This window comes from Nocardioides sp. NPDC127514 (assembly GCF_040302125.1).
In the GTDB taxonomy this organism is placed as follows: domain Bacteria; phylum Actinomycetota; class Actinomycetes; order Propionibacteriales; family Nocardioidaceae; genus Nocardioides.
The window spans coordinates 26,128-36,320 of record NZ_JBEORF010000031.1 but is presented as its reverse complement, the minus strand read 5'-3'; the positions used below and the strand labels follow the sequence as shown (position 1 = coordinate 36,320).

Here is a 10,193-nt window from a genome sequence, read left to right as displayed (position 1 = left end):
TCGGCAACCGGCTCGGCAACCGGCTCGGCAACCGGCTCGGCAACCGGCTCGGCAACCGGCTCGGCAACCGGCTCGGCAACCGGCTCGGCAACCGGCTCGGCAACCGGCGGAGCCGGCGCCTCGGTGACGTACGCGCTGGCCTCGGGGGCGGCCAGGGTCTCGCCGTAGCCGGGGGCGGAGAGGTCGGTCGACTCGCCCTCCCCTGCCTTCGGCTGCTCGTTCTTGTTTCGGTTGAAGATGCCGCTGATGAAGTCGGACATGGCTTCGCATTCCTTCGAGTGAGGGGAGGGTTGTGGTCGAGCGCTCACAGCTGGGCGTGATGCTAGGGCTGGCACGCAGCAGGTCGGGTCGCGTGTCTTGGATTCCCTTGTCTTGTACCTCAACGTTCACCGACGCGAGGACCCCTTGTGTCAAACCTTCCGGGGACATTCGCCCGCCGTTCAGCCGACGTCGGAGACCCGCCGGAGCACGCGCTGTAGAACGACGGAAGAGCACGTACGTCACGACAGAACCGCACCGGGAGAGACGATGAATCCACTGCTGCTCCCACTGGTCGCCGCACAGGCCGCGTACGTCCATCGGACCATCGGAAAGGAGCCTCGCCCGGAGGGTCCGACGAAGGGTTTCGTGCCGGCGCCGACGGAAGATGAAGCAGCCAGTCCGCTGCGGCTGATGGTGATCGGAGACTCGTCAGCCTCGGGGCGCGGCGCACCCACCCACGACCTCGCCTTCGCCGGGTCGATGGCGCGCGCGATCGCGAAGCAGACCGAGCGTCCGGTCGAGTGGCGGGCGCTCGGGAAGTACGGCGCGACCAGCGAGCGGATCCGACACGGCATCCTCACCAAGGTCACCGGCGAGTGGGACCTCGCCGTGCTCTTGGTGGGCGTCAACGACATCCTCGCGCGCCGCTCGGTCGAGGCCTGGACGCGGGATCTGACCGCGATCGTCCAGACCCTCCAGGAGCACGCAGCGCACACCGTCCTCCCCGGGATCCCGGAGTTCGGCGCGTTCCCGTCACTCCCCCGCACCCTGCGGCGCTACCTCGCCGAGCGCGGGAAGGCGCTCGACGAGGCTGCGCGGCTGGTCTGCGCCGGGCGTACGTCGGTCCAGTGGGTCAGCTCCGCCGACCTCGGTCCCGCGGAGCCGTCCTTCTTCGCCGCCGACGGCTTTCACGCCTCGCCGGCGGGCTATGCGCGATGGGCGCAGGCGATCTGCGACCACCTCGACCTCTAACTGGGCACCACCAGCTGCGCGAGCGGTACGTGGTGCTGGCCCGCGTGGGTGTCGCGGTCGCGCAGCGAGCCCTGCGAGACCGGGCGCGGGTACGAGATCTTGACGACGTTGAGCGACGGGATCCGGAAGATCTGGACCGACCCCGGATCGACCCGGTAGAGACCGGCGACGACCTCCTCGTCGAGGAACGTCTCGTCGGCCGCGATCCGGTAGCCCTCGGCGTCGCGCATGAACAGCTCCATCGTGATCCAGAACGGTCCGGCGTTCTTGGAGCGGACCTCGGTCGCGAGGTCTCCCAGGGTGGTCTCAGGCATCGTGCTTCTCTCCGATCTCGGTGCTGAACTCGGTGCGGAACATCGCGGTCGGCGTGAGGCTGTCGACGGCGTGGTTGAGCACGAACTCGTACGCAGCGCCCCGCTCGACCTCGGCCGGCGACCCGGGGAACGCCAGGCTGGGCAGGTAGTCCATGTCCTGGGCCGGCAGGTGCAGCATCAGCGGGTTGGCGACCTTGGCGACCGCGGTGGCCAGGGCCTGGTCGGCGGCCCGGACGAGCAGCATCACCCCGACCTCGCGCGGCGGCTCGGTGGACGGGTCGAGGTCGCCGAGGACCGCGTTGTAGCCGTAGAGGCGCAGGTCGTAGTCGTAGTCGTCCCTGGTCAGGCCGAGGGTCTGCTCGACGCGCTGGGTGAACACGAGGTGCATCAGCGAGGCCCAGCCCTCGATGTCCTTCAGGATCAGCGGGTCCCGGATCGCGGAGAACGACATAGTCTCGTAGCCGGTGATCCGGGCGCCCTCGAGCTTGATCGTGTGCTGGTCCGCGTGATGGAACCGCGACCCCTCGACGCGCACCCGGCGCTCGTCGAGCGCGGTGTAGACGGCGTCGCGTACGTCCAGCGTGCCGTCAGGCTCCCGCATCAGATACGGGTTCGCCGTCTCGTACAGCATGTGGGCGGCCACCGAGATCGGCGTGCACGCGGCACTCTCGTCGAGCGGCTCGATGGTGAACCCGGTCCGGTCGATGGTCGCGAAGACCCCGCCCATCCGCGGGTTGGTCGTGCACTGGCCGCCACACTCGACGATCTTGGCCGCGTGCCAGGTCGGCCCGGCGGGCATCCCCTTCAGCAAGGCGTACGCAGCGGCGTTGGCCGTGTCGGTCGCCCGCCCGGCCAGGACCACCTGAGCCCCGGCCGAGAGGGCCTCGGCGATCGGCTCGTGGCCCATCATCGCGACGATGTGGGTGCAGTCCTCGAGGGTCGCGCCGTCGAGGTCGCCCAGCGGCGGCAGCGCGTGGATCCGGCCGGCCTCCAGCGGCTCCTTCAGATCGGCGGCGCGCTGCTCGCTGTAGATCCGGGCGACCTTCATCGACAGGCCCTCCTCGGCGAGCAGGCCGTCGACGATCCCAGCGACCCAGTCGACGCCGTCGTCGGTGCCGCTGGTGCCGCAGGAGCCGACGATGAGCGGGATCCCGGCCCCGGCCGCTGCCCGGAGCAGAAGCCGCAGGTCGCGGGCGACCGCGGCGGCTGTGGTCTTCGGCTTCGAGGCACCCAGGTAGTAGGGACCGGAGTCGGTGGAGCCGCCGTCGACGGCGATCACGTCCGCTCCCAGCGCGATCCCACGGGTGATCGTCTCCTCCGGGAACCCGGCGCCGAGCATCCCGCTGGGCACCAAGATGCTGACGGAGTCAGCGTTGTCGCTGGTCATCTGTTGTTTCTCTCCTCGATCAGGTGGGCGTTGACAGCATGTTTCGGGCAGCCCGCGAGCGCGTCGAGGAGCTCGCGGGCTCCCTCGAGGCCGGCGGCCCGGCGGGCCTCGGCGGTCTGCCCGGCCAGGTGCGAGTGGACGACGATGCCGGGCACCCCGCGCAGCGGGCTCTCGGCCGGCAGCGGCTCCTCGGCGACCACGTCGAGCGCGGCTCCGGCGATCCGGCCTTCACGTACGGCGGAGACGAGCGCGTCCTCGTCGAGGATCGCGCCGCGGGCGGTGTTGACCAGCACCGCCCCCGGCTTCATCAGCGCGAACGCACCCGCGTCGAGCATCCCCCGCGTCCGTGGGGTCAGCGCCGTGTGCACCGAGACGAAGTCGGCTTCCGCCAACAGCTCGGGCAGCTCGACGAACCGGACCTCCGGGTCGGTCCGCTCGGCCTCGGCGACGCCGGTCGTGCACAGCACCCTCATCCCGAACGCCCGGGCCAGCGGCACGACCGCACGGGCGGCGGCGCCATAGCCGATCAGGCCCAGGGTGGAGCCACGCAGCTCGCGGCCGTCCTCGCGTGGCCAGCCGCCGGCCGCGACACCGGTCGCGCTCACGACCAGCCGTCGGGAGGAGGCGAGGAGGAGCCCCATCGTGTACTCGGCGACCGCGTTGGCGTTGATCCCGGGCAGGTTGCTGACCGTGATCCCTGCGCGTGCGGCCGCTTCGACATCGATCGCGTCGTAGCCGACCCCGGTGCGTACAACCGCTCTGAGACGGTCCGCGGACGCGAGGAGCTCCGCGGTGAGCGGGTCGTGACCGACGAGAGCGCCTTCGACCCCGGCGAGGTCCGCGACCAGATCCCCGGACCGGTAGCGGGTCTCGTGGCCCTGGGAGCGGAGAAGGTCGTCGACCTCGTCGCCGGGCCGCAGGTAGTCGGTGGTGATCAGGATCCGGGCCACCGCGCTCACACCGCCCGCTCGACGTCGCCACGCCGCTGGAGGCGGTCGATCCGCACCACGATCGCGACCGCGACCGCCGCGACGACCGCGATGTCGAGCAGCATCGTCTGCCAGCCCAGGATGTCGACGGCCCCGCCGATCAGGGCCGGACCGAGGAAGGCACCGCTCTGCCAGCCCACCGCATAGAGCGCGGCGTACGTCCCGAAGACCCGCGCCGACGGCGCCAGGTTCCACAGCACGACGACGGCGTTGACCAGGAAGGCCGAGGCACCGGCGGCGCCGATGCAGAACGCCACCACGGTGCCGGTCGGGGTCTGCACCAGGGTGCCGAGGAGCATGGCGGCCGCGAAGATTGCCATCCCGGCGATCATGGTGCGCAGCCGGCCGAAGCGCTCGGCGAACAGCGCGGTCGGATAGGCCGCGAGCAGGAACGCGACCCCGCTCGGCAGCGTGATCCCGCCCGCGTCGCCGCGCGAGAGCCCGAGGGTCTCCATGCCGTAGGGCGTGACCAGTGCGCGCGAGCCGGCCCAGGCGCTGCCGAAGACCAGGATCGCCACGATCAGCAGCAGCCGGCTGCGGTCGGTGTCGCGCACGATCTCCCAGATGGTGTCGCGGATGCGCGCCTGGCCGACCGACGTCGACTCCGCGACGGCATCCTCGGCGGCGTCCTCGGCCACCGCCGCCTGATAGCCGGGCGAGGAGCTGTCGCGGATCGAGAGGCACAGCACGGTGACCGAGACGAGGGTGATCAGCGCGATCACCGCGAAGGCGAGGGCCGGATGGTCATCGACCAGCAGGATGCTGACCACCGCCGCGACGATCACGGTGAGGCTGGAGGCGATCTTGACGGCGGCATTGGCCCGGCTGCGGCGCTCGGGGGCGATGAAGTCGGGCACCAGCGCCTCGCCGATCGGCTTGAACGAGTTCGAGACCAGCGCGAACGCGACGATGACGACGATCAGCAGCGGCAGCGAGTCCGCGGTGTGCGGCAGGGTCACGAACAGCAGCGCCGCGAGCGGCATCCCGACGGCGAGGTAGGGCATCCGACGGCCCCAGCGCGTACGCGTTCGGTCGGACCGGTTGGCCATCCACGGCTGGATGAAGATGCCGAGCAGGTTGTCCATCCCCATGACGAAGCCGACGAGGGCGGCGCTGGCCAGGTGGTCGCGCAGCAACGGCGGCACCTGGCTGTCGTAGAAGTTCCACATCGACTCCTGGGCGAAGACCGCCAGTGCGACGAGGAGCGTGATCCGGCGGGGCCCGAGCTGCCGTGGTGGGGCGGTAGGGATGGTGGTGCTCACGAGACGGACCTCCGTGATCTCTGCATGGTCCCGGCATGGACTCTGCGTGCTGTGGCGGCGCTCACAGTAGTTTTGCTACAGCAAAAGAGTCAAGAGGTGGCACTGTTGGAAAAGTGGCCTAGGATCAGGACCATGTCGATCTCCTCCCCCGAGACCACCCCGGAGACCACGACGGTGGCCGAGCGCGTCTATCAGGCCTTACGCAGCCAGATCGGCTCCGGTGAGCTCGAGCCCGGCGCCAAGGTGACCGAGCGAGGCATGGCCGAGCGCCTCGGCGTCAGCCCGACCCCGGTCCGCGAGGCGATCCGGCGGCTCGAGCTCGACGGCCTCGTGGAGCGGGTGGGGCCGCGTACGACGCTGGTGGCCCGGATCGAGGAGGACGCCAGCCACGACCTGGCCGAGGTCGAGGTCGCGCTGCGCGGCCTGGCCGCCCGGTTCGCCGCCCGGCACGCGACCGACGACGAGCTCGACGAGCTCGACCGGCTGCTCGACGAGGCCGACGACCTGGTGATCCTGATCCGGGCACGCCATCGCGACGGCAAGCCGGTCGAGAAGCACGCCGACCGCTTCCTCGACGTCCTCGGCCGCTTCAACGAGCTGGTCAACGCCGCCGCCCACAACCCGGTTCTCGTACGCCTCCTCGAGCAGTCGCGCTCGCTGAGCAGGTCACGGCAGCGGGAGATCTCCCGGGCGCACCTGCTCGCCGGCGACGAGTTCGGCGCCGACCGCTACGCCGAGCACCGCGCCCTGGTGATCGCCCTGCGCGCCCGCGACGCCGTCGAGTCCGAGCGCATCGTCACCGAGCACGCCGCCCGCGGACTCCTCGACCTGCGGCGCGAGATCTAGTGGCAGGGGTCTTCACCGGCTTCGCCACGATCAGCGTCCTCATCGCCCTCGGCGCCCTGCTCGCGCAGCTCCGGATCCTGGACGAGCGCGGTCAGAAAACGCTCTCGACGGTGGCGTTCTACGTCGCCAGCCCGGCGCTGCTCATCACGGTCATGGACGACAGCGACCTCGGCTTCGTGCTCTCCGGCAACCTGGTCGCGGTCGCCGGCGGAGTGCTCGTCGCCGCGACGCTCGTGGCCACCGTCGAGACGCTGCGCCGCCGCGGCCTGGGCAACACGGTGGTCGCGGTCCTGTGCGGCTCCTACGCGAACGCCGGCAACCTCGGCCTGCCGATCGCGGCGTACGTCCTGGGCGACCCGGTCCTGGTGGCGCCGACGCTGCTGCTGCAGATGCTGGTGCTCCAGCCGCTGGCACTGGTCCTGCTCGACGCCGATGCGAGCACCACGAAGCTGTCGTTCTGGGACGTGATCCGCCGCCCGCTGACCAACCCGATCACCGTCGCCTCGTTGATCGGGGTGGCGCTCTCCGTCACCGATCTCGACCTGCCCACAGCGGTCTCGGACCCGCTGGAGCTGGTGGCCGGGATGGCGGTCCCGTCCATGCTGATCGCCTACGGCGTCGCGCTGCGGCTCGGCCCGCTGCCCGGCCGCGGCGTCCCGGCGCTCGAGCTGGCCGCCGTGGTCGCGACCAAGCAGATCGTGCAGCCGGTGGCGGCGTACCTCATCGGGCGGTTCGCGCTCGGCCTCGACGCCGAGGCGCTGCTGGCCGTGACCGTGCTCTCCGTGCTGCCGACCGCCCAGAACGTGTTCGTGGTCGCGCAGCGCTACAACCGCGCCACCCTGCTGGCCCGCGACGTCATCTTCGTCAGCACGCTGGCCACGGTTCCCGCGATCCTGCTGGTCGTACTGCTGCTCACCTAGCCCCGAAGCCAGCACCCGAGCCGACCGCTGAGCCCGACCAAAGTCCCTTGCGGCAGCATCTCTTCGGGCGTACCCTCGCGATATATCGGGACACTACGCCGACAGTCGATGCAGCTTTCACAAGGGAGATGACATGAGCAACCTCGACAACCTGCGGGTGAGCGAGGCCGATCGGGAGGAGGCGTCGGCGAGGCTCGCCGAGCACTACTCGACAGGCCGGCTCACCGACGACGACTACTACGAGCGCCTCGACGCGGTCTGGTCCGCGAAGGTCCGCGCCGACGTGGAGATGCTCTTCACCGATCTGCCGAAGAGCGCGCCGCAGCCGCCGCAGGTCTCTCGCCGGCCGCGCCGGGGTCGCCCGCGAGCGTTCCCGCTGGTCGCCTGCTTCCTGCTCGTCGCGATCGGGCTGGTCGTGATGGGCGTGCCGTGGTGGGTCTTCGCCGCGATCGCCGTCGGAGCCATGGTCTTCCGCAACGGACCCCACCGCTCCCGCCGTTGTCACCAGCACATGCGTCATTCCGCGCACTGAATTCCGGATTCCGTGGCCGCCACCCGGGCACACCACTAGGTTGTGCCGCGGTCGCTACCCCACAGCCCCCGAGGAATCCCGATGAGTCGCTCCCCCGCCCGCACCGCGCGCCGCGGTCTGGCAGCTGCACTCGGTATCGCCATGCCGCTCGCGCTCGGCGCCTGCGGCGGTGGCGAGTCCACCGATGAGGGGGCCGGCGGCGCCACCGAGATCACCGTCGGCGTGATCCCGATCGTCGATGTCGCCCCCATCTATCTGGGAGTGGAGAAGGGGTTCTTCAAGGCGGAGGGCCTCGACGTCGACCTCGAGCTCGCCGAGGGCGGTGCCGCGATCATCCCCGCCGTGGCCACTGGTCGATACCAGTTCGGCTTCTCCAACACGACCTCCCTGCTCCTGGCTCAGACCCAGGACCTCCCGGTCAAGGTCGTCACCGCCGGCGTCAACGCCACCGACGACCCGTCGGCCGACATGGCCGGTGTCCTGGTCAAGGCCGGCAGCGACATCACCTCCCCCAGAGACCTGGAGGGCAAGAGGGTCGCGGTCAACACGCTCAAGAACATCAACACGACCACCACCAACGAGCTCGTCCGCCAGGACGGCGGCGACCCGACCGAGATCGAGTACGTCGAGCTGGCCTTCCCCGAGATCGGCCCGGCCATCGAGAACGGCGACGTCGACGCGGGTCAGGTCGTCGAGCCGTTCCTCACCATTGGCACCCAGGGCGGCATGACCGACCTCGGCTCCAACTTCGTCGCCGCCGACCCGGGCCTCGCGGTCGCGGAGTACTTCACCTCGACGGACTACGCCGACTCCCACGCCGACACCGTCGCGGCCTTCACCCGTGCGATGAACGAGTCGCTCGACCACGCCCAGCAGCACCCGGACGAGGTCAAGAAGATCCTGCCGACCTACACCGACATCGCCGGATCGGTGCTCGCCGAGCTCAACACGCCGCAGTGGACCTCCGAGATCGACGCCGCGTCGATCCAGAGGCTCGCGGACCTCTCGAAGGCCGACGGCCTGTTCGCCAAGGACCCGGACGCGGACGCCCTGCTCCCCTGACCGCCGCCGGTCACTCGACCGCGGGGGCGATGATCCAGACCGCTGCGTCGGTGGGCAGGTCACCCACGACCGGATCGCCGCTGTACATCACGATCTCACCCTCGGGAAGCGGCGTCGGCTCCATGCCGCAGTTGAGCACGACGATCAGGTCGGTCCTGGTGTCTGGGGAACCGCCGACCCCGCCGCGCCGGAACGAGACCACACCCTCGGGCGCGTCCAGGATCTCCACGTCCTCGTCGGCACCGAGCGCGAAGGCCCGTCGCGCCGACAGCGCCGCCCGGTAGAACTCCAGCGTGGAGTCCCGGACACCGTTCTGAGCAGCCACGGTGAGGTCGACCCACTCGGCCGGCTGTGGCAGCCACGGCTGCGTGGGCAGGTCCTCGTCAGGCACCTGGCTGAATCCGAAGGGCGGCTCGAACCCGCTCCACGGCAGCGGCACCCGGCAGCCGTCACGACCACCCTCACCGGTCTCCGACCACGGGTCCTCCTGATACTCCGGCGGCAGATAGACCTGGGGCAGGCCCAGCTCCTCCCCCTGGTAGAGGTACGCCGACCCCGGGAGCGCCAGCATCGTCAGCGTCGCCGCGCGAGCCCGGTGCAGCGCCTGCAGTCCGTCGCCATAACGCGAGCGGTGGCGTACGACATCGTGGTTGGACAAGACCCAGGTCGGCGCCGCCCGCGAAGGACCGAGCGCCTTCAGCGTCGACCCGATGACCTGGGTGAACGCCTCGGCCGACCAGGGCGCCTGCAGCCAGGAGAAGTTGAACGCCTGGTTGAACTCGTCGGCACGTACGTAGCGCCGCAGCTCCGCCGGGCCAGGGGTCCAGGCCTCGGCGACCATCATCCGGTCGCCGTCAAAGGAGTCGATCAGCTTGCGCCAGGCGCGGTAGATCTCGTGGACGGCCAGGTTGTCCCACATCGGGGCGTCGGTGACGCCGCGTTCGTACATCACCGCGGCGTCGGAGGTCGGCGCGAGCCCCTCGGGGACGACCTGGTCGCGCAGCTCCTTGAAGAGCCCGTGCGCGATGTCGACCCGGAAGCCGTCCACGCCCCGGTCGAGCCAGAAGGTGAGGATCCTGGTGAACTCCTCGACCACCTCGGGGTTGTGCCAGTTGAGGTCGGGCTGGTCGTCGTCGAAGAGGTGGAGATACCACTGTCCGTCCTCGATCCGCGTCCATGCCGGACCGCCGAAGACCGAGCGCCAGTTGGTCGGCGGCTCCTCGCCGTTCTCACCGCGGCCCTCGCGGAAGATGTAGCGGTCCCTGGCCGGTGACCCAGGTGCCGCCGCGCGAGCCTCCACGAACCACGGGTGTGCCGAGGAGGTGTGGTTGGGAACCAGGTCGACGATGACCTTCAGGGCGAGCTCGTGGGCGCGCGCGATCAGATGATCGGCGTCGGCCAGCGTGCCGAAGATCGGGTCGACGTCGCAGTAGTCGGCGACGTCGTAGCCGTGGTCGTTCTGCGGTGAGGTGTAGAAGGGGCAGATCCAGATCGCGTCGACACCCAGCGCGGCGAGGTAGTCCAGGTGGTCGGTGATCCCCTGCAGGTCACCGAGCCCGTCGCCGTTCGAGTCCGCGAACGAACGCGGGTAGATCTGATATGCGACGGCTTCGCGCCACCATGGCTGGTCCACGTGGACCCCTATCTC

At 70.3% G+C, this 10,193-nt stretch carries 11 protein-coding genes; 5 read left to right on the top strand and 6 right to left on the bottom strand.

What is annotated here, in order from left to right:
* The coding region (locus ABTX24_RS22930; protein WP_350842842.1) for a hypothetical protein at nucleotides 1–260 on the bottom strand (260 nt) is incomplete at its 3' end.
* Nucleotides 261–528: 268 nt separating this feature from the next.
* Here ABTX24_RS22930 and ABTX24_RS22925 point away from each other — a divergent pair.
* The gene (locus ABTX24_RS22925) at nucleotides 529–1,233 is read left to right on the top strand and encodes an SGNH/GDSL hydrolase family protein (RefSeq protein WP_350842840.1); all 705 of its coding nucleotides are present in this window, start codon (nucleotides 529–531) and stop codon (nucleotides 1,231–1,233) included.
* Here the strand turns inward: ABTX24_RS22925 and ABTX24_RS22920 are convergent.
* Genes ABTX24_RS22920 through ABTX24_RS22905 form a run of 4 tightly spaced genes read right to left on the bottom strand, consistent with a single transcriptional unit; the run spans nucleotide 1,230 to nucleotide 5,185 of the window.
* Nucleotides 1,230–1,547 (bottom strand): DUF4387 domain-containing protein, encoded by a 318-nt coding sequence (locus tag ABTX24_RS22920; protein WP_350842838.1) that lies wholly within the window; start codon nucleotides 1,545–1,547, stop codon nucleotides 1,230–1,232. The genes ABTX24_RS22925 and ABTX24_RS22920 overlap by 4 nt on opposite strands.
* Nucleotides 1,540–2,934, bottom strand: a complete 1,395-nt coding sequence (locus tag ABTX24_RS22915) for an acyclic terpene utilization AtuA family protein (protein WP_350842836.1) — start codon at nucleotides 2,932–2,934, stop codon at nucleotides 1,540–1,542. The genes ABTX24_RS22920 and ABTX24_RS22915 overlap by 8 nt, the downstream gene beginning before the upstream one ends.
* Nucleotides 2,931–3,893, bottom strand: a complete 963-nt coding sequence (locus ABTX24_RS22910) for a phosphoglycerate dehydrogenase (protein WP_350842834.1) — start codon at nucleotides 3,891–3,893, stop codon at nucleotides 2,931–2,933. The genes ABTX24_RS22915 and ABTX24_RS22910 overlap by 4 nt, the downstream gene beginning before the upstream one ends.
* The gene (locus ABTX24_RS22905; RefSeq protein WP_350842832.1) at nucleotides 3,890–5,185 is read right to left on the bottom strand and encodes an MFS transporter; all 1,296 of its coding nucleotides are present in this window, start codon (nucleotides 5,183–5,185) and stop codon (nucleotides 3,890–3,892) included. The genes ABTX24_RS22910 and ABTX24_RS22905 overlap by 4 nt, the downstream gene beginning before the upstream one ends.
* 132 nt (nucleotides 5,186–5,317) lie before the next feature.
* Here ABTX24_RS22905 and ABTX24_RS22900 point away from each other — a divergent pair, with 132 nt between their 5' ends.
* From ABTX24_RS22900 to ABTX24_RS22885, 4 genes are all read left to right on the top strand, one after another.
* Nucleotides 5,318–6,031, top strand: coding sequence for a GntR family transcriptional regulator (locus ABTX24_RS22900; RefSeq protein ID WP_160022174.1), 714 nt, complete (start codon nucleotides 5,318–5,320; stop codon nucleotides 6,029–6,031).
* Nucleotides 6,031–6,951: an AEC family transporter gene (locus ABTX24_RS22895; protein WP_350842830.1), complete on the top strand. Its 921-nt coding sequence runs from the start codon at nucleotides 6,031–6,033 to the stop codon at nucleotides 6,949–6,951. The genes ABTX24_RS22900 and ABTX24_RS22895 overlap by 1 nt, the downstream gene beginning before the upstream one ends.
* Before the next feature lie 133 nt (nucleotides 6,952–7,084).
* Nucleotides 7,085–7,483 (top strand): DUF1707 SHOCT-like domain-containing protein, encoded by a 399-nt coding sequence (locus tag ABTX24_RS22890; protein WP_350842828.1) that lies wholly within the window; start codon nucleotides 7,085–7,087, stop codon nucleotides 7,481–7,483.
* Between the two features lie 81 nt (nucleotides 7,484–7,564).
* Complete coding sequence (locus ABTX24_RS22885; protein ID WP_350842826.1) at nucleotides 7,565–8,545, top strand: ABC transporter substrate-binding protein; 981 nt, start codon at nucleotides 7,565–7,567, stop codon at nucleotides 8,543–8,545.
* Between the two features lie 10 nt (nucleotides 8,546–8,555).
* Here the strand turns inward: ABTX24_RS22885 and ABTX24_RS22880 are convergent, their stop codons facing one another.
* On the bottom strand, nucleotides 8,556–10,178 hold the full coding sequence (locus ABTX24_RS22880; protein ID WP_350842824.1) for a glycoside hydrolase family 13 protein: 1,623 nt from the start codon (nucleotides 10,176–10,178) through the stop codon (nucleotides 8,556–8,558).
* Nucleotides 10,179–10,193 lie beyond the last annotated feature (15 nt).

What these genes read in the sequence shown, in the direction of transcription:
- ABTX24_RS22925 (WP_350842840.1), top strand. Translation starts at nt 529, where the DNA reads ATGAATCCACTGCTGCTCCCACTGGTCGCCGCACAGGCCGCGTACGTC.
- ABTX24_RS22920 (WP_350842838.1), bottom strand. Translation starts at nt 1,547, where the DNA reads ATGCCTGAGACCACCCTGGGAGACCTCGCGACCGAGGTCCGCTCCAAG.
- ABTX24_RS22915 (WP_350842836.1), bottom strand. Translation starts at nt 2,934, where the DNA reads ATGACCAGCGACAACGCTGACTCCGTCAGCATCTTGGTGCCCAGCGGG.
- ABTX24_RS22900 (WP_160022174.1), top strand. Translation starts at nt 5,318, where the DNA reads ATGTCGATCTCCTCCCCCGAGACCACCCCGGAGACCACGACGGTGGCC.
- ABTX24_RS22890 (WP_350842828.1), top strand. Translation starts at nt 7,085, where the DNA reads ATGAGCAACCTCGACAACCTGCGGGTGAGCGAGGCCGATCGGGAGGAG.
- ABTX24_RS22885 (WP_350842826.1), top strand. Translation starts at nt 7,565, where the DNA reads ATGAGTCGCTCCCCCGCCCGCACCGCGCGCCGCGGTCTGGCAGCTGCA.